Annotated in this window: 18 protein-coding genes; 7 read left to right on the top strand and 11 right to left on the bottom strand. The window is 66.7% G+C overall.

Translation table 11 applies throughout. The annotated features are described in order from the left end of the window. The first annotated feature begins 137 nt into the window (after positions 1-137). Both QHG62_RS21350 and QHG62_RS21345 read left to right on the top strand, forming a co-directional pair. Positions 138-1478: a DotU family type IV/VI secretion system protein gene (locus tag QHG62_RS21350; RefSeq protein WP_281147663.1), complete on the top strand. Its 1341-nt coding sequence runs from the start codon at positions 138-140 to the stop codon at positions 1476-1478. Between the two features lie 23 nt (positions 1479-1501). Continuing rightward, entirely contained in the window at positions 1502-2614 is a 1113-nt protein-coding gene (locus QHG62_RS21345) for a type VI secretion system protein (protein WP_281147662.1), read from the top strand. A 14-nt stretch (positions 2615-2628) separates the two neighbouring features. Here QHG62_RS21345 and tssJ read toward each other — a convergent pair whose 3' ends face one another. Then, positions 2629-3141, bottom strand: a complete 513-nt coding sequence (gene tssJ / locus QHG62_RS21340; protein WP_281147661.1) for a type VI secretion system lipoprotein TssJ — start codon at positions 3139-3141, stop codon at positions 2629-2631. Between the two features lie 71 nt (positions 3142-3212). On the opposite strand from tssJ, the gene tssA reads away from it, so the two are divergent. From tssA to QHG62_RS21315, 5 genes are all read left to right on the top strand, one after another. Further along, positions 3213-4250, top strand: a complete 1038-nt coding sequence (gene tssA / locus QHG62_RS21335; protein WP_281147660.1) for a type VI secretion system protein TssA — start codon at positions 3213-3215, stop codon at positions 4248-4250. A gap of 76 nt (positions 4251-4326) precedes the next feature. Then, positions 4327-4842, top strand: coding sequence for a type VI secretion system contractile sheath small subunit (gene tssB, locus QHG62_RS21330; protein WP_354328526.1), 516 nt, complete (start codon positions 4327-4329; stop codon positions 4840-4842). A gap of 29 nt (positions 4843-4871) precedes the next feature. Next, positions 4872-6368 (top strand): type VI secretion system contractile sheath large subunit, encoded by a 1497-nt coding sequence (gene tssC, locus QHG62_RS21325; RefSeq protein WP_281147659.1) that lies wholly within the window; start codon positions 4872-4874, stop codon positions 6366-6368. A 181-nt stretch (positions 6369-6549) separates the two neighbouring features. Continuing rightward, positions 6550-7026 (top strand): Hcp family type VI secretion system effector, encoded by a 477-nt coding sequence (locus tag QHG62_RS21320; protein WP_281147658.1) that lies wholly within the window; start codon positions 6550-6552, stop codon positions 7024-7026. A 7-nt stretch (positions 7027-7033) separates the two neighbouring features. Next, a complete protein-coding gene (locus QHG62_RS21315) occupies positions 7034-8047 on the top strand; it encodes a peptidoglycan-binding domain-containing protein (protein WP_281147657.1) in 1014 nt (337 codons plus the stop codon). 22 nt (positions 8048-8069) lie between these two features. Here QHG62_RS21315 and QHG62_RS21310 read toward each other — a convergent pair whose 3' ends face one another. The 10 genes from QHG62_RS21310 to QHG62_RS21265 all read right to left on the bottom strand — a co-directional run bounded on the left by QHG62_RS21310 (position 8070) and on the right by QHG62_RS21265 (position 19398). Then, on the bottom strand, positions 8070-8864 hold the full coding sequence (locus QHG62_RS21310) for a PP2C family protein-serine/threonine phosphatase (RefSeq protein WP_281147656.1): 795 nt from the start codon (positions 8862-8864) through the stop codon (positions 8070-8072). A gap of 34 nt (positions 8865-8898) precedes the next feature. Continuing rightward, a complete protein-coding gene (tagH, locus tag QHG62_RS21305) occupies positions 8899-10596 on the bottom strand; it encodes a type VI secretion system-associated FHA domain protein TagH (protein ID WP_281147655.1) in 1698 nt (565 codons plus the stop codon). Positions 10597-10728: 132 nt separating this feature from the next. Continuing rightward, positions 10729-11991, bottom strand: a complete 1263-nt coding sequence (locus QHG62_RS21300; RefSeq protein WP_281147654.1) for a TIGR02270 family protein — start codon at positions 11989-11991, stop codon at positions 10729-10731. Then, the gene (locus QHG62_RS21295) at positions 11988-12917 is read right to left on the bottom strand and encodes a type VI immunity family protein (RefSeq protein ID WP_281147653.1); all 930 of its coding nucleotides are present in this window, start codon (positions 12915-12917) and stop codon (positions 11988-11990) included. Before QHG62_RS21295 ends, QHG62_RS21300 begins: the two co-directional genes overlap by 4 nt. 12 nt (positions 12918-12929) lie before the next feature. Further along, positions 12930-13895: a DUF4150 domain-containing protein gene (locus QHG62_RS21290; protein ID WP_281147652.1), complete on the bottom strand. Its 966-nt coding sequence runs from the start codon at positions 13893-13895 to the stop codon at positions 12930-12932. 3 nt (positions 13896-13898) lie between these two features. Then, positions 13899-14972, bottom strand: a complete 1074-nt coding sequence (locus QHG62_RS21285) for a beta-ketoacyl synthase N-terminal-like domain-containing protein (RefSeq protein WP_281147651.1) — start codon at positions 14970-14972, stop codon at positions 13899-13901. A gap of 39 nt (positions 14973-15011) precedes the next feature. Beyond that, positions 15012-16079: a DUF2169 family type VI secretion system accessory protein gene (locus QHG62_RS21280; RefSeq protein ID WP_281147650.1), complete on the bottom strand. Its 1068-nt coding sequence runs from the start codon at positions 16077-16079 to the stop codon at positions 15012-15014. Between the two features lie 12 nt (positions 16080-16091). After that, the gene (locus tag QHG62_RS21275; RefSeq protein WP_281147649.1) at positions 16092-16583 is read right to left on the bottom strand and encodes a DUF6484 domain-containing protein; all 492 of its coding nucleotides are present in this window, start codon (positions 16581-16583) and stop codon (positions 16092-16094) included. Between the two features lie 3 nt (positions 16584-16586). After that, positions 16587-18932 carry a type VI secretion system Vgr family protein gene (locus QHG62_RS21270; protein WP_281147648.1) on the bottom strand — a complete coding sequence of 782 codons (2346 nt, stop codon included), beginning with the start codon at positions 18930-18932 and terminating at the stop codon, positions 16587-16589. Between the two features lie 70 nt (positions 18933-19002). Continuing rightward, the gene (locus tag QHG62_RS21265) at positions 19003-19398 is read right to left on the bottom strand and encodes a DUF4150 domain-containing protein (RefSeq protein ID WP_281147647.1); all 396 of its coding nucleotides are present in this window, start codon (positions 19396-19398) and stop codon (positions 19003-19005) included. Positions 19399-19401: the final 3 nt, after the last annotated feature.

Here is a 19401-nt window from a genome sequence, read left to right as displayed (position 1 = left end):
GATATGGCGCCCGCCGCGCCTCGTTTGGAAGAATGAACGCCCACTCGAAGGAACCGGGGACATAGGCATGCGCCATTGCTGCAGACGCCGGTGCAAGGCATCCTTCACCATGCAAGCGCAGTGAGCGGGCACGGCACATGGCCCGCCTGCTCGACAGTTTTTCGGCATTCGTTTCATTCGGCCTCGCCCTTGATGCGTCTGTTGCGGCATCGATCGCCGGCGGCCACACCACGCTTTCGCATGATGCTGCACAGCAACAGGCCCGCCGCCTGCTCGATGCGGCGCGTACCGCCGCCAGTGCAGCGGGCGCCCCGGCGGCGCAGGTCGAATCGGCCGCCTTTGCCATGGTGGCCTGGATCGACGAGATCCTGGCGCGCCACCCCGGCGCCCAGAGCGCCGTGGCGCCGCTCCAGGTGCAGCTCTTCAATTCGAACAACGCCGCCAGCGAGTTCTTTCACCACCTTTCGGCGCTCACCCCAGAGGACGACGAAGTGCGCGAGGTCTACTGGCATGCGCTGGTGCACGGCTTCAAGGGGCAGTATTACTTCGAGAGCGGCGACCAGGGCGAGCTCGGCAAGCTGAAGGAACTGCACAGCCGGCAGTTGCGGCTCCAGCCGCTGACGCTGGCAAGCCTTGTGCAAGACCGCATCACGCCGCAGCCCTACCGCGTGGCCGACCCGCCGGGCCCGCACGATGCACGGCGCCGCGACCGGGCCATGCTGCGCGCCACGGCGTCGCTGACCCTGTTGCTGCCTCTGCTCTACCTTTTGTGGTGGCACTGGCTCGCCGGTCCGCCCACCGCCGAGCCCGAGCTGGCCGGCCGCGTCGAACAGCAGCTGCAAGCCTATGCGTGCGCCGACCTTGCCGCCACCGGCGGCAAGGACGGCAACCTGCGCGTGAGCGGTTTCGTCTCGCTGCCCGAAGACCTGGATCGGGTCGAGCGCGAGGTGGCCGCCATACCCGGCGCCGGAACGCCCACCTTCGACGTCGAGCTGCGCCGCTGGCCGCACTGCGAGGTGTTTGCGATTCTCAAGCCCTACCAGCTGCGCAACCGCGAAAAGACGCAGGGCCTGGCAATGGACGTTCCCAGCGCCAGCAACGACGAGCTTCGCGAGGGCGACAACGTGCGTGTGCAGGTGTCCGCGCCCACCCACGACAGCTACCTGTGGATCGACTACTACACCGCCGATGGTTCGGTCATGCACCTGAACGCCGGCCAGTCGGCCACACGGCTGCGGGGGGGCGAAAAACTCGAGCTCGGCCCCGACATTCCGTCGAGCTGGCTCGTGGGACCGCCGTTCGGCCGCGTCCTGATCACGGTGGTTTCGTCGCCAATGCCGCTCAGCGCCCTTGCAGACCGGCCGCCCTACGAGCTTGCATCGGCCTACCTGCTGCGGCTGCGCGAAGCGCTTGTGGCCGGCAAGGGAAGCGAACGGCTGATCGCCGACTTCGTGTTTCTCGAAACGGTCGCGCGCTGAAAAAGAACTGCCGGGCCATCGCCATGACCGCTGTTCTTTCGCCGCTGCATCTCTTCTGGTTCTTGCTCGCGTTGTGCCTCGTCGGCTTTGCGCTCTTGTACGCCACCGTTCGCGATGCGGGCCGCGGTGCGCGCCGCCGTGCGCTGCAGCGGCGCATCGATGCACTCGGCCCCTGGACCGCAGAGGCCGACGAAGCCGCGGTGCCCACCATGCGCGAAGCCATGTCGCGGGCCCGGCAGGCCCTGCGCCAGCCGCCGTGGCAGCGCGACGCGCCGGTGCCGTGGTTTCTCGTTCTGGGCGACGCGGCGGCCAACCTGCCTGGACTGCTGGCGGCAGCAGGTGCCGAACGGCTTGCGCCGCCAGGCGGCGAGCCGTTCGGAGAACCGTACTGGCGCTGGTGGCTCACGGGCTCGATGGCCGCCATCGAACTCCATCCGGTCGCCGTGAGCGAAAAGGCCACCGAGCCCCACACGCGCGGCCTTTGGCTGCAGGCGCTCATGGCACTGGCCGAGCGGCGCGAGCGCTTGCCGCTCAACGGATTGGTGGTGTGCGTTGCGGCAAGCGAACTGCTGCATGCCGACGGCGAAAGCGCGAAACCGCTCGCGGCAAGAGTGCGGCGGTTGCTCGACGAGGCCGGCGACACCCTGCGTCTGCAGTTGCCGGTCTACCTTGCCGTGACTGGCCTTGAACAGCTCGCGGGCTATGCCACGCTGCGCGGCGCACTACCGCCCGAAGTGCTCGCGCAAGCTATCGGCCATCGGCTCGCAGAGCCCTTTGCCGCGAACGGCCCAGCCTCCGCGCGGCTCGACGCCCTGTTCGACCCCATCGCAGAGCGGCTGCATGCGCTTCGCATGGCGCTGCTGCGAGAACAGCCGGGTGCATCGCGCCGGCTCGCAATCCATGAGTTCATCGAGGCCTTGCGGGCGCTGCAACCCGGGCTGCGCCAGGTTGCCGATGCCTTGTTCGAAGGCCATGGCCGCGGTTCGCGCGGGCTTCGGTGGCGCGGCCTCTACTTCACGGCCGCCGCATCCGATGCGGCTGGCGGCGCCTTCACTGCAGACTTGTTCGGGCGCTTCCTGCCCGCCGATCAACCGCTCGTGCGGCCAGGCCGCCACTCGAACGCGAGCCTGCAGTGAACAGCCGCTTCGGCCTACTTGCTCTCGACGCGGATCTGGCGGGCGCCGAAGGTCACCGTCATGGCCTGGGCCTTGCCTGTCTGCACAGGGCTCACTTCGCGCCAGCGTGCGCGGTCCAGGTCGCGGAAGGCCGCCATCACGCCAATGGCCTTGGCATCGGGCGGCAGGGTGAGATCGAGCTTGCGGGTCTCGCCGGGCCTCAGCAGCATTTCTTCGCGCTGCACCAGTTCGGCGCCGAGCGTGGCCTGGTCTTTCTCGAACAGCGAGAAGAAGTCGGCACCTTCGAAAGGGCCTGGCGACTTGAGTGCATACACGCGCACCGTGAGCGGCGAAGCGCGGCCGCGCGCATCGGGGTTGGCATCGGCACCCGCAACCAGCGTGATCGACACCGTGGTGACCACGGGCTTGGGTGCGCAGCCCGCAACCAGCATGCCGGTCAACACAAGGCCCGAGGCCAGTGCAAGGCGCCGCGAGACCGCAGCAGGAGAGCGTCCATAGGACGAATGGTGTGTACCCAGCGTGCGCATGCTATTCCCTTCGTTGCATTGACCGGTTCTGCTGCATCTTTGATTATCACCAGCCAACTCGAACAGGCAACATGCTGACCAACGAACTTGTCGAAGCCCTGCTCACGCCCATCGGCGAGGCATCGCCGTGCGGTGACGATCTGGAGTACGACGCCGCCTTTACCGCGCTGGCCGCTTCTTCGGAGCGCAAGCCCGAGCAGCAGTTCGGCGACACCGTCATTCCGGCGGTGGAGCCGGAGTGGCGCGACGTGGCCGAGCAGGCCGACGCCATCCTCCGCCGCAGCAAAGACGTGCGTGCCGCCGTGCTGCTGCTGCGCGCTTCCACGCGGATGCAGGGCGTGCCGGGTTTCGTTGCGGGCCTCCAATTGCTGATCGGCCTCTTCGACAGCTTCTGGGACGGCATACATCCAACGCTCGATGCCGACGACGACAACGACCCCACCATGCGCCTCAATGCGCTTGCACCGCTGTGGGACGAGAACATGGTGCTGCGCGACCTGTACGACGCGCAGGTGGGCATGGCCCCGGGTGTCGGTCCGATCCGCGTGCGCGACATTGCCATTGCAAGCAACACCCTCACCGCGGTGGGCGGCGAACCTACCTATTCGATGGCGCAGATCCAGGGCGGCCTTGCCGCGGTGCAGGCTTCGCACCCCGAGCTCTTGCAGGCCGCCATGGGCGCAACCCGCCTGGTGGAGCAGCTGCAGGCCCTGCTGACCGAACGCACCGGCCGCGCCGATGCCGTGGACCTTGGTGCGCTGCGCGGCATTGCACGCATGCTGCAGAAGGCCTGCGGCGTTGCAGTGGGCGCCCCCGCAGAAGCGGACGCCGGCGATGCCGCCGAGGCCGCACCCGCTTCGCAAGCAGCGGGCGATGCACCGCGTCCCGCTGCGGCGCGCGGCGAAATCCAGAGCCGGCAGGACGCCGTGCAAATGCTGGACCGCGTGATCCGCTATCTCGAACAGGCGGAGCCCGGCAACCCGGCGCCGCTCTTGATTGACCGCGCAAAGAAGCTCATTGGCGTGAGCTTCCTCGAAATCATGGCCAACCTCGCGCCTAACGCCATGGACACCATCGAGACCGTGACAGGCAAGCGCCCGTCCGAATAAGCCGCTTCGTTTCTCTCTTTTTGCTTTCTTCCTTTTCCATCGACCCGCCACATTCACACCCGCAAGGAGCATTCCCATGGCCAAGAGCAGTCAGAAATTCATCGCCAGAAACCGGGCGCCCCGGGTCCAGATCGAGTACGACGTGGAGCTGTATGGCGCTGAGAAGAAGGTGCAGCTGCCCTTCGTGATGGGCGTGCTGGCCGACCTGTCGGGCAAGCCGGCCGATCCGCTCGCACCCGTGGGCGACCGCAAGTTCCTGGAGATCGACACCGACAACTTCGACTCGCGCATGAAGGCCATGAAGCCGCGCGCCGCCTTCGCGGTGCCCAACACGCTGACCGGCGAAGGCGACCTGAAGGTCGACATCACCTTCGAGAGCATGGACGACTTTTCTCCCGCCGCGGTGGCGCGCAAGGTCGATGCGCTCAACAAGCTGCTCGAAGCACGCACCCAGCTGTCGAACCTGGTCACCTACATGGACGGCAAGGGCGGCGCTGAAGACCTGCTGGCCAAGGTGCTGGAAGACCCGGCCCTGCTGGCGACGCTTGCCGCGAGCAAGAAGCCCGAGGACGGCGCCACGCCGGCCGCCTGAACACCTACCGGACCACGAGGAGAAACACCATGGCAGAAGCACTCGAACAGCAGAGCGCACTCAAGGACGTTGCCTACGAAGGGAGCGACTTTTCTTCGCTCCTGCAGAAGGAATTCAAGCCCCGCAGCGACGAGGCCAAGAGTGCCGTCGAAGCCGCCGTGCTCACGCTGGCGCAGCAGGCGCTGAGCAACAGCGCCATCATCGGCAAGGACGTGACCAAGTCGATCCAGGCCATGATCGCGGCCATCGACAAGAAGCTCACCGACCAGGTCAACGCGATCCTGCACAACGAAGACTTCCAGAAGCTCGAAAGCGCCTGGCGCGGCCTGCACTACATGGTGAACAACACCGAGTCGGACGAGCACCTGAAGATCCGTGTGATGGACATCTCCAAGAAGGACCTGAGCAAGACGCTCAAGAAGTTCAAGGGCGCGGCCTGGGACCAGAGCCCGATGTTCAAGAAGGTCTACGAGCAGGAATACGGCCAGTTCGGCGGCGAGCCCTTCGGCGCGCTGGTGGGCGACTACCACTTCGACCAGAGCCCGCCAGACGTCGAGCTGCTCGGCGAAATGGCCAAGATCGCCGCCTCGGCGCATGCGCCCTTCATTACCGGCGCCAGCTCCAACCTGATGCAGATGGAGTCGTGGCAAGAGCTTGCCAATCCGCGCGACCTCACCAAGATCTTCCAGACGCCCGAATACGCCGCCTGGCGCTCGCTGCGCGAATCGGACGACTCCAAGTACCTGGGCCTGTGCATGCCGCGCTTCCTGGCACGCACGCCCTACGGCGCCAACACCAACCCGGTGGAGGAGTTCGACTTCGAGGAGGACGTGGCCGGCGCCGACCACAGCAAGTATTCGTGGGCCAACGCCGCCTATGCAATGGCGACCAACATCAACCGCTCCTACAAGCTCTACGGCTGGGGTTCGCGCATTCGCGGCATCGAGTCGGGCGGGGCGGTGGAAAACCTGCCGCTGCACACCTTCCCGAGCGACGACGGCGGCGTGGACCAGAAGTGCCCCACCGAGATCGCGATCAGCGACCGGCGCGAAGCCGAGCTTTCCAAGGCCGGGCTGCTCTCGCTCATCCACCGCAAGAACTCCGACTTTGCGGCCTTCATCGGCGCGCAGTCGCTGCACAAGCCGGCCGAATACGACGACCCCGACGCCACGGCCAACGCCAACCTGGCCGCGCGCCTGCCCTACCTCTTTGCCTGCAACCGCTTTGCGCACTACCTGAAGTGCATCGTGCGCGACAAGATCGGCAGCTTCAAGGAGCGCGAGGAAATGCAGCGCTGGCTCAACAAGTGGATCATGAACTACGTCGACGGCGACCCCGTCAACTCGTCCGAAACCACCAAGGCCCAAAAGCCGCTGGCGGCCGCCGAGGTGGTGGTGGAAGAGGTCGAGGGCAACCCCGGCTACTACACCTCCAAGTTCTTCCTGCGCCCGCACTACCAGCTCGAAGGCCTCACCGTGTCGCTGCGGCTGGTGTCCAAGCTGCCGTCCGGCAAGGGCGCGAAGTAAGGCCATTTTTTTTGAAAAGACCTGCGCCGGCTTCTTTGAAACCCGCGCCCCTTTTTCGTTCTAGAAGCAGCCGGCCAGGAGCCTCACCGCAACACCGGCCGACATGGACCGAGGCCCCGCCTCGAAGCAGATTTTCATCAACCCGGCCATCTCATCAAACTGGCCACCAAGGAGAACCGACATGAGCATCGATTGCCATTTGAAGCTGGACGGCGTGAAGGGCGAATCCGCCCACAAGGACCACAAGGACGAGATCCCGCTGTTCAACTGGAACTGGGGCGTGCACAACGCGTCGTGCACCGTGGGCGGCGGCTCGGCCGTCGGCAAGGGCACGCCGGGCATGCTCAGCTGCTCGAAGAAATACGACAGCGCCTCGCCCACGCTGGCCAAGTTCTGCGCCAACGGCAAGCACTTCGACACCGCCACGCTCACCATGGCCAAGTCGGGCGAAGGCCAGCAGACCTTCATGACCGTCAAGCTGAAGGAGGTGTACATCTCCGACGTGAACATCAGCGCATCGCAAGGCGGCGACGTGCACGAGAACGTGTCCATCTCGTACGGCGACATCGAGTTTGCCTACAAGCCGCAAAAGCCCGACGGCAGCATGGGCGGCGACATCAAGTTCGGCTGGGACACGCGCAGCACCGAAACCCGCTGAGGAAAAGATGGTGCTCTCCATTGCCCGCTCAGTCGGCTTCGGGGGCGCCAACCTCCAGCAGGACGTCAGGTGCATCCAGGACCTGCTCAACCTGGTTCCCGGGCCGCGCGGCGGCCCGATGCCGCTCCTGGAATGCGACGGCCTGTGCGGGCCGTTCACCATCGGCGCGATCCGCCAGTTCCAGAAGACTGCGGCCGTGCCGGTGGTCGACGGCCGCATCGACCCCATGGGCGCCACGCTCAAGGCCATCGAGCAATTGCTGAAGACCCTGGGCATCACGCCGGGCGCAGTGCCCGTGATTGCGGGCATGAGCCCCGTGCGCGCAGCCATCGTGGCCATGGCGCATTCGATGGTGGGCAGCGTGTCCGACCAGTTCAGCGAAACCCGGCTTCCGCTGCCCGAAGGCGCCGCCTCGCTCGCGCAGGTGCGGCGCGGCTGGCGCAACCTGCAATCGTTCTTCGACGACGCGACCACGCCAACTCCCAACTGGACCATTCCGCGCAACTTTCGCGGCGTGTGGGGCAAGCAGCACAAGGTTCCCAAGGCGCTCGGCGATCCGAACGACGGCATGCCCAACGACAAGGGCACCACCACGGGCGGTACCGACTGGTGCGGCATCTTCACCACCTGGGTGTGGCGCCGCGTCGGGCTCAACGTCATGTGGAACCCGACGGGTACCGTCAAGTTCAACATCTCCGGCGAGGCGGGCCGCATCGACGTGGCGCGCTCCGGCCAGCTGGACCCGAAGACCAAGAAGCTGCAGGTGATTGCGCCGCGCCCGGGCGACGTATGCGGGCTTTTCGGCACCTTGGCCCACCACCTGATCGTTGTGAGCGAACCGGTCAACGGCGTGTTCCAGACCGTGAACGGGAACTCCGATTTCCAGGGCATCGTTGTGAAGCCTCACAACGTCAAGGAAGTGTTCTCGCTTTTCTCGCCGCACGACGACATCGTGCCCACGCTGGTTGCTCCGCGCGGCTCCTCGCTGGTGATGCCGCCGGGCGGCTGGCCTTCGTTCTGACAGCGGCCGCCCCGGGCCGGCGCTATTCGCCCACGGGCGAGTCCGGCCCCGGCTCCATGAGCCGCGTCGCGTCGGCGTCTTCATCGATCACCCACAGCGTGAGCGCCGTGTAGTTGTCATGCCCCGGCTTGGCGTGCGCCCTGATCTGCGCATCGAGAAGTTCGGTCCACTGGCTGGGGGTGCGCGATGCGTGCAGCGTGTCTACCAGGCATTCGTCGCCGAGCGGCTCCCACACGCCGTCGCTGCACAGCAGCAGCACGTCGCCGGCCACCAGGCGCATGCGGTCGGACACGGTGATGTCGGGCGCCTCTTCCACCGAGCCGAGCGCCGACAGCAGCATGTTGCGCTGCGGATGCAGGCGCGCGCCCTCCTCGTCGAGCATGCCGCCGGCCACCATCTGCTGCACCAGGCTGTGATCGGTGGTGCGCGCCACCACGGCGCCGCCGCGAAACAGATAGGCCCGGCTGTCGCCGCTGTGCACCCAGGCGAGCGCCTGCGTCTCCAGGTCGATGGCGGCAAACACCACCGTAGAGCGCATGCCGGCCAGCTTGCCGCCTTCGGACTGGCGCGCGACCACGTCCAGGTTGGCCTGCTCGACGAGCGCACGCAGGGTGGCTTCGTCCAGGCCGGGTGCGGCCGAAAAGCCGCCCAGCATGCTGCTGCGCGCAGTGGCTGCGGCCACGTCGCCGCCGCCGTGGCCGCCCGCACCGTCGGCCACCAGGCAGGCGACGTAGCGCTCGTCGTGCCAGTGGCCGTGCACGTCTTCGTTGTAGTTGCGGCCGCCCTGGCGGGACAGCGTGACAATTTCGATTTCCAAGCGCGGTGCCTTTTGCTTTGTATCGGGGGTTCGGCTAGCTGCCGGACGGCGCGTCGGACTTCAGGCGCGCCATCTGTTCTTCGTAGGCCTCCAAAAAGGCCTTGCCGAAGAGGTTGTGGAAATCGTCCTCGGCCTCGCTCGCAATGCCGCCGTAGAGCGCCACGAACTGGTCCCAGAGCTTGGCCTTGCGGTTGGCGCTGAAGAGTGCGTCCAGCGCCGACTTGGCGCTGATCTTCTTCTCGAGCTCGTCGGGCTCGAACCGCGCAATGACGTGCGCCAGCGCCGCGCGCATGCCCACCATCACGCCGAACTGGTGCGCGCGCAGGTCATTGAAGGCATCGCGCATTGCGGCCTCCGGCGGCATGAAGCCGCGCACGCCGGGCCCCAGCAGGTGCGCAAGCGCCACCTCCACCGTGGGCGAGAACTTGAGCGGGTTGTTGGCCTGAGAGGCGATCATCGTCACCTCTGCCCGCACCTCGCGCTTGAACTCCTGGCGCGTGAGGAGCAGCTGCAGAGTGCCTTCGGTGGCACTGCGAAGAATGGTGCCGATGCGCTCCATGAGGCCGGGCGTGAGCATCTCCGGCGGCTGGTGGGTGCTGGCCAGGCCGCGCAGGAAGGCCGCGAGCAGTTCGTCGTCGGAGGCGCTGCGCTGCACGGCGGGCGCCGCGGCTTTGGCGACCGGTGCCGGCGCGGGTTGCGCCCGGGCAACTTGCGGTGAGGCCGGCAAAGGCGGCACCAGCGGTTCGATCGGATCGTCGAGCAGCGAAACCTCGGGCCCGCTGATACGGATCGGCTGGCCCGTGATGTCGTCGAACTGCGGCAGCTCCGGCTTGGGCCGCGGCGCTTCGATTGCCCGGGGCGGCGTAAAGCCGAACTGGTCGATGGGCAGGTGATCGGCACGCGGTACCGGCGAGGCAGGCGCCGCACGCTGCAGCGCCGCCAGCGGATCGGCATCGGAAGCCGTGTTGGGTTGCAGGAGCGGATCCGCCAGCGGAGAAAGCGCGAGCGGATCGCCGCCGATGCCGCCACCGCCTCCCATGCCGCCGAACAGCTCGTCGATGCCGGCCGCCTTGCCGCCCGCGGGCGGTGCGCCAAGATCGGAAAAATCGTCGAGCGCACCAAGCCCGCCCGCAGGTGCCGGCGAAGAAGGCGTGGGCCCCAGCAGGTTGGCGAACGGATCGATCTGCGCAGCCTGCGCATTGCGCGAGCCGTCTTGCATCGGATCGGCGAACAACAGCGAATCGGCAGCCGCCGGCGAAGCCGAGGGCGATGCCTTGGCCGCGGGTGCCGGTGCTGCCGGCGGCGCAAGGCCCGCCAGCAAGTCGGCAAAAGGATCGTCGCTCGACGTTGATGCCACGGATGCCGCTACGGGAGCTTTCATCACCGTGTTCGGCACCGCCAGCGAAGGCGCGGCCGCGCCGGCCAGCGCGCGCACGCGAAGCTCGAAGCTGCCCACCACCAGCTGCGTTCCGTCGGTGAGCGGTGCTTCCTTGCCCGAGCCCAGCGGCACGCCGTTGCACTGCATCGGATTGCTGCCCCTGTCGATCACGAAATACTGGCCGTCGCGGCACAGCACCTGCGCATGCACGCGCGACACCGTGCGGTCGGGGTCGTCGAGCACCAGCGTGTTGGTGTCCGCACGGCCGATGGTGCCCCCGTTGGGGCCGAAATCGGCGGCAATGGCCTGCCCCGCCGGGGCGCCTTGCCGGGTGATGACAGCGATATGAATCATGAATCGGCCCCCGGGGCTGCGCCCGAACATGGCTCGCGCAAGCACGAGCCCAAAAACTCAGAAGGAGTATTCATTCCGGGGGGCCGCTTGGCAATCTCGCCTTAAGAGGTATGCCTTTGTTGCAGTGGCGCTTCAGGCCACGCTGTCGAGCCAGCGCCGCTGCCGCCACGCAGGCGCGCTGGTGGCAAACAACGGCGCGCGCGGCTCCAGCAGGCACAGGTGCAGCGCAGACGCCACGCGCTGCCGCTGGAAGCCTTCGCGCAGCACCTTCGTGCAACCGTCGAGCGAGACCGGTTGCCCCATGAAGAGCCGCACGCCGGGTGCGAAGCTCGGACCATTCTTGGCCCACCAGGCGCGAACCTTGTCGACGTCGGGCCAGGGCAAGGCAATGTCTTCGGGGAGCTCGACGTTCTCGTCGTCGGGGTCGTCGGTGGGCCCGTCCTCGAAACCATCGGGCGGCATGGTTTCCATCTGCTCCAGGTTGAAATCCACGCCCGTGATGGTGACGAACGCTTCGGCCGCAATGCGCGCGACGGCCGGCTGCGTCATCTGCTCAATGAGCCAAGGCACATAGCGCGCATCGCCGATGAAGCCCGAACCGATGATGCGCAAGCGCTGCACTTCGGGCAGGGTGCCGCTCTCGAGCAGGAGGTCGTGTCCCGATACGACCTCCACGGCCTGCAGCGCCAGCTGGAAGGCACGCGGCTGGCGCGGCCCGCTCTTCAGCGCAAAGGCCGCGAGCGCATCGAGCGCCTGCGCCCGGTCGCCGAGCAGCACCGCCGCCCATGCGGCCCAGAAGCGCAGTTCGGGCTTGGGCTCGCCGAGCAGCGACAGGGCCTGAGGCAACAGGTCGGCGCGGCCCAGCTCGCCGGCCGCTCGCAGCGCGCGGATTCGCACGCTGTCCGGCGCATCCACAAGCAGTTGCCCGAGCAACGCTCCCGGATCGCGCCGGTGCAGCGCACAGGCCGCCACGCCGAGCTTTTTCGCGAGCGGCGAGGCGTCTTCGAGCAACGCCTTGACACGCCCGCCGAGCTGCTCCGGCTCGACCCAGCCGATGGCGGACATCAAGCCGGGCACGACTTCGGGCAGGTCCTTGGCGCGCTCGACCAGGTCGTCGAAGCGGCTATCGACTGCTTCGATGGCGAGCACAGCGGCGACGAAGAAGTCTTCGGGGCCTTCGTTGTCGGTCAACGCGAGTGCGTGCTGCCAGCCTTCTTCGCCGGCAACGCGCAAGCCGTCGATGTGGGCGGCAAGCCGTTCGTCGAGGTCGGCAAACTGCTGGGGCGAATAGTTGGGCGCGTGAACCGCGCTGGCGCGCTGCAGCCAGAGGAAGGAGGCTTCGTCGGCATGCTCGGCCAGCACATGCGCCAGTGGCCGGTCGGACACCACGTTCACGATGCGTCTCCGGCAAAGCGACCTGTCCACGCCTGCATCGATTCTTCGTCGAAGCCCATGTACGGCACGGTTCGCGGATAGATCGCGGCGTTCAACAGGCTGAAAACCGACTGGTACAAAGTCAGGTCCTGGCGGCGATTCACGTCGCCGGAGATCGGCAGCGAGCCCAGTGTCACCTGAAGGCGCTCGCCATCGAGATGCTCGACGCGCGCATCGGTATCGGCCAGGGCTGCCAGCAGTCGCACCTCGCCTCCGGCGAGGGCTATGGCCGCCGGCCCCAGGAAATTGCACCAATATGCGCCTTTCGCGCCCACACCGGTTTCGAAGCAATCGACCAGCAGCGCCGGAATGTCCAGGCAGCGATAGCGACGGCACAGGCGGGCGACCGCATTCATCGCCACGTTCTCGTCGATACCTTCCCGCCAGATGAAGGCCGGCGCCACGTAGCCGCTGGCGATAGGCAAGACGCGCGCACACCGAACGGCAAAGTCGCATATGTCGCACAAGCCGTTTTCGTCCATGGCCTCCAGCGAGAAGGTGAAACGCAGTCCGCACACCGCGTGCGGCCAATCGAGTTGCGCAAGATGTTCGCGGTCCATGCCGCAGTAAGCGGCCGAGAAGCGCGGCGCGTGCAGCGCGCTGTCGAGCAGGGCGAACTTGGGAGGCTGTGCGGGATGCACGACACGTGCCTCGAGCAACGCATCGACGTCCTCGATCTTCGCCTCGCCGAAAATATCGTCGTCCGGGTAGCAGACCAGGCCGCCGGACATGAAGCGTGCCGCAAAGGCCTGCATCGCCGACTTCACGAGAGCGGCGTGGTCCGCATGCGCATTGCTCAGAAAAAAAGTGGCCACGATGCCGTTGCGCAACAGCACGTTGGCGTTCCCATCGGTGAGGTCGATGGCGATGTAATCGTAGGCTGTCATGGCTTCATGGCCTCAGCGGAAGGGCAACCGGATCTTGAGCAGTTGCGCCGCCACACGCAACGCTGTACTAGCACTGCCCGCAATCAGCGCGTTGTGCGGCGACACCAGTTTCGCCACGACGCGAAAAGTTGCCAGGTAGTCGGCCCCCTGGTTGCCCGACCAACTCGGGCTGTTGGATCCGGGTGGACACGGCGCCTTGAAATCGTAGACGGCACGGGCCGCAGAAACCGCCGACAGCGGACCAGGCGCATGCAAAACGACGTCGGGCCGCACCGTGTTGGCCACCACTTGCCCCGGCGCGCCAACCGCCTGGACGGCCCCCGCCCCTCCCCCGCGCACGTTGCGGAACGACTGGTCGAGGGCCACCTCGTTCGAACGGCCTTGCGCTGCCATTGCGGCGGCCACGCAGTCGGAGGCGTCCTGCCCGATCTTCTCGCCGCGCGCCTGCCGCCGGCTCGAAGATGCGCAGAACTTCTTGTAGTCCGTCGGACCGTTGGCGCTTTCCCAATCGTCGGAGGCTTTGTCCATGCAATCCTTGAGTATCTTCTCGAAGTCCGGCACGGCGATCGGCGGATTGATGCAGCCCGAGAGGTTGGCTGCATTTTCCGAGTTGTGGAACATCTTGTCGCCCAGCCGGCTGGCGTTCTTTCCGTCCATCTTGACGTCGAAAGAGTAGAGGATCCATGTCGCCTCCTTCATGAAGGTGCTCGACTTCACCCCGCCCGCCACGCCGGCGTTGTCCCCGTTGGACAGCGCGAACTTCGACCCTTTGTTTGCGGCCATCGCCTTGTCCCCCTTGACGGTGCTTGTGCCGTTGGAGAGGGTGATCGAGTTCGCGATGTTGGGATATGGCACCGGCACGGGCCCACCCGGGCTCGGCGTCTTGCACACGTCGGGGATGGTGGCGGTGGTGAGGCCGGTGCTGAACTTGTGCACCAGCGACAGCGTCGTTCCATTGACTTGGATACTGACAGGCATGGTTCAGCCTTCGCTTTCAGGCGCACGCCAGGGCTGCGCGTGCAACACTGCCGCGCCGCGTTCCCCTGAGGCGGAACTGCCCCAAACCATCGACATCGCCCCTCTGCCGTAGTGCTTGAGGTGAGCGATGGCTGCCAGTGCCATGTGCAGCGGCAAGCCCGCCGCGCCCACGTCGCCCCAGCAATCGGCCGGCGCAACAAAGTCGGTGGCGGCGCGAAGACGATTGCCGGCGCGCAGCACGGCGAACCCGTATTCATCAGCGCGCCAGGCCTCGCCGTTCATGTCGCACACCACGTTGTCGATGCAGACCCCGCTCGCGAGCTCGTCGAGCGCCGCCCTGAACGCTTGAGAAAGCCCTTCGCCCGTGATCGGATCATCAGTACCTGGCACCTTGCCTTCCCGGCCAATACCAACGGCATCGATGGCGGCCATGGGCGTGAGGCCGTGACGTTGCAAGAACCCGCCGCCGCTGACCAACACCACGCCTGCCGCTTCTCCCGGAACGAAACCCCATGCGTTGTTCTGCGGTCCGGCGCCATGCAGCTGGTCGCATGCCTCGATCCAGTCCAGCGTCTCCGGATCCAGATACGAATCGACGGCGCAAACCATGCACGCATCGATCAACCCGGCGTCGCAGTCCTTGGCGGCTGCATCCAGTGCGAGATATCCGCCGGCGTGGCCGGCCTCGAACACTCGCGCGGGACCGAAGCGACCCGGATACCGGTGCGCCATGCGCGTCAGCAGATCGCCAGCCAGCGACGCTGCCCGGCCAGGACGCGGAGGCGGCAATGCCAACGCGACGCCGATGCGAGCGGGCACGCCACGCCACCCAGCCATCGCCTCGTCGATTGCGGGCAGCAGAAGCTCGGCATAACGCTCCACTCCTTCGATCTCGATGTCGACCCAGGGCGCAGCCGCGATCCGCATTGGCTCGCCGGCCGTATCCACCATGTACGGATGTTCACTGAACCCGCAGACCCCTGCACGCGCTGCGGCGGCGCTCGCCCACATATCGCGTCCGACGGGCGTACTCGCGCCAAAGGCCGAAAAGTACAGCGGCGAATCGACTCGGCTCATGCCAGAAGCCTCGCTGTATGTTGCATCACAGGCCACCATTCAGTCGCAATATGCATCTCGGACCACCTCTTCCCGACCATCGGCGCCGAGTTGCACCAGTCTCTTTTCGACAATGCGCGTTTTCTGCAGCTTATTGACCGATGAATGGCATGGCAGGGCGCTGTGCCATACCAGCGAAACACGGGACAGATCGGGCTCGGCGAGCACGGTGTGCAACTTGGGGCGCTCATGCGGCCTCCGGCTCCCATCGAGGAAAGAGCTTTCAAGACCCAGGATCACCCTCGGCAAGTTGAAGCGCAGCACCTCTGCACGCGGCCACACGTTGATCAGCACCACCGGCTCCCCCCCGCGCAAGAACTGCGGCGCCTGCTGGTCCGCAGGCGCGCACTGGTAGTGCCGGTCGTCGAAGTCCGTCGGCAGCAACGGCGACCTGTCGCGCTGCCACGCTTCGTCGTAAGTTCCCGCAAACCCCGCGCGCGGCTGCCAGTGGTTGCACTGCGGCCCGAACCCCGCGGGCTCGGGCCGGTCGCTGCACGAGCGCACGCATTGGTCGGGGTACTCGATGTTCGGCAGCCGCACGCCTTCCGCATGTGCGGCCTCCGCCACATAGCCGGTGCCCACGGGGTTGCGCACGTCGAACTGCGGCAGCGGCGCATCGCGTGTCCATGGGTCGATGCCACCGTATGCGCGCTCCCACACCAGCGGCATGGTGCTGAAGGGCTCGGGCTCCGACGGCGCGCCGCCGAGCCACACGCGGTCGCCGGTCACGCGCAGGCGCTTGGCGATGGGGCCTACACGCAAGCCCACGTCGAGTTGCGTCACGGGCACGCCGCCGGGCGAATGCGCATGGCCGATCAGCAGCACGTCGGTCGTCTGCTTGGTGCGCACCAGGTCCATCTCGTAGAGCAGGCTCGGCTGGGGCGAGGCCGGGTCGATAAAGACGGGCGCCTGCGCAACAGGCGGCTGCTCGGGCGCGACGCTGGTCTCGCCTTCGGGCGAAATGTCGAAGCTGCATTTCACCGCCACGAGCCAGATCTCCGCACCGTCGCGGTCGCGCACCCACGTGCGTTCGGCGGCGTAGGGCGTGCGGTTGTCCAGCTGCCACATGGCGCATGCCTTTCAGTTGATGCCCACGTAGGCACCTTTGACGCGGTTGGCGCCGCGCGAACGCGAGAGCACGTAGTTGCCGTTGATCAGCACCTTGCCCGCGCGCGTGAGCACGATGCTTGCGTCGCCGCAGCGCAGCTCGACGCGCTCGCGCGCCTGCAGCAGCACGCGCTCGCCGTCCACGCTGGCCTGCACCTGCGCAGCTTCGGCCGCCGGCGGTGCCTTGGCATGCGGCGGCTGCACGCGGCCGACGACGACGGGGTGCCGCACCTCGCCCTGTTCGAAGGCCACGACAACGGCCGCGCCGGCATCGCCGGGCGCGAGGCCGACGGTCGACAGCGCCTGCACCGGCGCCATGCCTTCGCCCAGCGTGACAAGAAAGCGCCCCTCTGCATCGAAGCCGGCAAAGGCCGCCAGCGCCACGCCCTGGCCCGACAGCCTCGACCATGCGGCCACGCTGTGCAGCACGCTGCGCGCGCTCTGGAGATCGGTGTGGTCTTCCACGGCTCAGTCCTCCCCCAGGTTGGAGCCCTTGATCTTGATCGACCCCCCGGCCTTGAACGACGCGCTGCCGTCGGCCTTGATGGTGATCTTGGCGCCCTTGATGGTGATGCCGCTGGCGTTCATGACGATCTTGCTGCCGCCGGCCTTGAGCATGATGGTGGGTGCCTCGACCATGCAGATGGCGCCCGCCTTGATCTTGATCGGCCCCTTCGACGTTTCGGAGATCACCGCCGCCGAGAGCTTGTGCGGCCCACCGACGGTGATGGACTGCAACGCACCCACGCTCACCTTCTGCAGGCCGCCCACGCTCACGATCTGCGCGCCGCCCACCGTCACAGCCTGCACACCGCCCACGGTAATGGCCTCCCCCGCGCCCACGCTGTGCATGCGCCCGGCCCCGACCGTATGCATCTCGGCCACCGAAATGGTGGTGGTCTGCACGCCGTTCACGGTGTGGCTGCGCCCGCCGTTGACCGTCACGGTTTCGCCGCCGTTCACGGTTTCGGTGCGGTGGCCGCCAATGGTGATGGTCTCGGTGCCGCCCACCTTCTCTTCGCGGTTCGAACCGACTGAAATGCTCTGGTTGGCGCCGATGCTCTGCTTCTGGTTGCTGCCCACGGTTTCCGTGTCGTCGACATCGACCGCGTCGGTGCGGTTGTTGTGCACGGTGGTGGTCTGGTCATGCTCCACCGTGGTGTTCATGTCGTACTGGCCGTGGATGGTCACCTTCTCCTTGCCCGCGGTGTCGTCCATCGACAGTTCGTTGTAGCCCTTGCCCTTGTGCGTGTTCGACTTGATGCCGCTCACCACGGCGCCGGCGGGCAGGCCGAAGGGCGCCATCGATTCGCCGTTGTAGAAGCGCCCGACGATGATGGGCTGGTCGGGGTCGCCGTCCAGAAAGTCGACCACCACCTCCTGGCCGATGCGCGGAATGCTCACCGCGCCCCAGCCCTTGCCGGCCCATGGATGCGACACGCGCACCCAGCATGAGCTGTTCTCGTCGTTCTTGCCGTAGCGGTCCCAGTGGAACTGCACCTTCACGCGGCCGTGCTCCTCGGTCCATATCTGCTCGCCGCTGCGGCCCGTGACGATGGCGCTCTGCGGCCCCGGCATGGTGACGCGCGGCGTGAGGCGCGGCGGTCGCCACGGGGTGTTCAGCGGAACCAGCGTCAGCAGAAAGCTGCTGCTCGCGCGCTGGCCGCTGCGCAAGGCGGGTGTCTCGGAAATCAGGTCGGCCACCACTTCGTGCAGCCCTGTGTTGACGGGGTCGTCGGCCAGCGCATCGTGCAGCACGGCGTCGATCGGGCGCGGGCTCTCCGAAATGTCTGCGCCTTCGTAGCCTGGGTGGCTTGCAACGAAGGTGCAGGCTGCAATCAGGTAGTCGCCGTCGTGCTTGCCTTCGGGGTCTCCCTTGAAGGCAAAGCTGCGTCCGGCCGTCACGTCGGGCCAGCCGGTCAGTGCCCAGTGGCGCTGCCGGCGGCCTATGAGTTCATCCAGCCGCAGTTGGGCCAGGTTGTCGGTGTCGTCGCCGGAGGCGTAGCCGCCCGGAAACTCGAACACCTCCAGGTCGGACAGCTCATGCGTGTCGGGGTCTCCCTTGTCCGCGAACAGCTGCTTGCTGATGACCTTGAAGTCGCGGTCGCGCGATGCGAACTTGCCCGACTCGAACTGCCGCGAGCTGATCCACCGCGTGATCTCGTTGAAGCGCCCTTCCGATGCGTCGCGCTCCACATGGTGCAGCGTGTCGGCAACGGGCAGCTTCTCGTGGGCCAGCGTGCTGGTGTCCGACAGGTGCAGCGTGCCGGGCGCGTCGTGCGCGTCGAACCAGTAGTAGATGCCTTCTTCTTCCAGGACGCGCGACAGGAACTGGTAGTCGCTCTCGCGGTATTGCACGCAGTAGCCGTGGGGCGCATGCGGGCCGACCACGCCGCCCGACTTGATCTTCTTCAGGCTCCCGACGGGGCTGTCGTCCAGCACGGCGTCGATCACTTCCAGCACCGGCTTGTTCTGCAGGATGCGGGCGTTGACGCGCTTGCTCAGCAGCCAGAACCAGGAGCGCAGGCTGATGCGGTATTCGACGAAGCGCCCGCTGCGCCCCACGCGCGTGAAGCGCACCGCATGCCCCTGGCAATGCCGTTTGTGGGCGCCGCCATCGGCATCGGCAAACTCGATCGCCACGTCGAAAGAGCGGCCCAGCACGTCCGCGGGCTCGATGCTTTCGTTGTCGGTGAGCACGGTGAGCTCATAGGCCGAGGGGCGCGCCAGCACCTCGTGGCCCACGATGCGCCAGAACAGAAGCTTGTCGACGATGGGCGAGTCGCCCTGGATGCTGAACGTGTGATCGGTCATGCTTCCCATCCCTTTTTACATTCTCCCTCCCTCCTGAACCTCGCCGCCGTTGTTCCGGCGGGCTCTGCGCCTAAGGCGACAGCAGAAGCACCAGCGCCTGGCTCGGCACGAGCCGCACTCCGGGGCAGTTGGTGCTGTTTTGCAGCGACACGCTGGTCATGCGCGTGGCCGGCATGCCGTTGAGCAGCACGGTGAACGCACCGGTCACGTGCCGCGACGGACCCATGACGGTGCCCGAGGCCACGCCCATGTTCACGCCCGTGTTGTCCCCGTTGGTCATGGGAATGGTGGTTGCCAGGTTGTGCGCGGGCATGCACATGAAAAGAATCGTCGGGCAGTTCGGAATGGCCATCGGCCCCATCGCGATGTTGGGATACGGAATGGGCACCGGGCCCGCCGGCGTAGGCGTCAGGCACACATCCGGAAAGCCCATGTCGGTGCCCATCATCTGGCAGTTGGCAAACATGAC

The sequence above is a fragment of the Variovorax paradoxus genome (assembly GCF_029919115.1).
GTDB classification, from domain to species: Bacteria; Pseudomonadota; Gammaproteobacteria; order Burkholderiales; family Burkholderiaceae_C; genus Variovorax; species Variovorax paradoxus_O.
Note: the sequence above shows the minus strand (reverse complement) of the source record. Positions and strands in the feature narration are given on the sequence as shown.

What these genes read in the sequence shown, in the direction of transcription:
- QHG62_RS21285 (WP_281147651.1), bottom strand. Translation starts at nt 14,972, where the DNA reads ATGAGCCGAGTCGATTCGCCGCTGTACTTTTCGGCCTTTGGCGCGAGT.
- QHG62_RS21270 (WP_281147648.1), bottom strand. Translation starts at nt 18,932, where the DNA reads ATGACCGATCACACGTTCAGCATCCAGGGCGACTCGCCCATCGTCGAC.
- tssB (WP_354328526.1), top strand. Translation starts at nt 4,327, where the DNA reads ATGGCCAAGAGCAGTCAGAAATTCATCGCCAGAAACCGGGCGCCCCGG.
- tssJ (WP_281147661.1), bottom strand. Translation starts at nt 3,141, where the DNA reads ATGCGCACGCTGGGTACACACCATTCGTCCTATGGACGCTCTCCTGCT.
- QHG62_RS21345 (WP_281147662.1), top strand. Translation starts at nt 1,502, where the DNA reads ATGACCGCTGTTCTTTCGCCGCTGCATCTCTTCTGGTTCTTGCTCGCG.
- QHG62_RS21315 (WP_281147657.1), top strand. Translation starts at nt 7,034, where the DNA reads ATGGTGCTCTCCATTGCCCGCTCAGTCGGCTTCGGGGGCGCCAACCTC.
- tagH (WP_281147655.1), bottom strand. Translation starts at nt 10,596, where the DNA reads ATGATTCATATCGCTGTCATCACCCGGCAAGGCGCCCCGGCGGGGCAG.
- tssA (WP_281147660.1), top strand. Translation starts at nt 3,213, where the DNA reads ATGCTGACCAACGAACTTGTCGAAGCCCTGCTCACGCCCATCGGCGAG.
- QHG62_RS21265 (WP_281147647.1), bottom strand. Translation starts at nt 19,398, where the DNA reads ATGTTTGCCAACTGCCAGATGATGGGCACCGACATGGGCTTTCCGGAT.
- tssC (WP_281147659.1), top strand. Translation starts at nt 4,872, where the DNA reads ATGGCAGAAGCACTCGAACAGCAGAGCGCACTCAAGGACGTTGCCTAC.
- QHG62_RS21350 (WP_281147663.1), top strand. Translation starts at nt 138, where the DNA reads ATGGCCCGCCTGCTCGACAGTTTTTCGGCATTCGTTTCATTCGGCCTC.
- QHG62_RS21280 (WP_281147650.1), bottom strand. Translation starts at nt 16,079, where the DNA reads ATGTGGCAGCTGGACAACCGCACGCCCTACGCCGCCGAACGCACGTGG.
- QHG62_RS21320 (WP_281147658.1), top strand. Translation starts at nt 6,550, where the DNA reads ATGAGCATCGATTGCCATTTGAAGCTGGACGGCGTGAAGGGCGAATCC.
- QHG62_RS21290 (WP_281147652.1), bottom strand. Translation starts at nt 13,895, where the DNA reads ATGCCTGTCAGTATCCAAGTCAATGGAACGACGCTGTCGCTGGTGCAC.
- QHG62_RS21295 (WP_281147653.1), bottom strand. Translation starts at nt 12,917, where the DNA reads ATGACAGCCTACGATTACATCGCCATCGACCTCACCGATGGGAACGCC.